1 pseudogene is annotated in these 275 nt (G+C 41.5%); it reads left to right on the forward strand.

What is annotated here, in order from left to right:
• A pseudogene (locus tag ACFINZ_RS10385) lies at positions 1 to 275 on the forward strand (class I SAM-dependent rRNA methyltransferase); the annotation flags it as partial.

The raw sequence follows: 275 nt of genomic DNA on the forward strand, positions 1-275 counted from the left end.
TGTCCTTTCTAGGGCGTTTTACTTCTTTTCGTCCCGTGGGTGTTTTTCCTGAACAAGATGCTCATTGGCGCTTTATGGAAAAACAAATTGTTAATGCTACACGTCCTATTAAATTGCTCAATCTTTTTGGCTATACAGGTATTGCCTCTTTGATTAGTGCACGTGCGGGTGCAAATGTAACGCATGTTGACGCTTCTAAAAAAGCCATTGCTTGGGCAAAAGCTAATCAAGAAAAAGCAGGATTATCAGATCGCTCTATTCGCTGGATCTGCGAT

This window comes from Bartonella sp. AA81SXKL, assembly GCF_042196945.1.
Taxonomy (GTDB): Bacteria; Pseudomonadota; Alphaproteobacteria; order Rhizobiales; family Rhizobiaceae; genus Bartonella.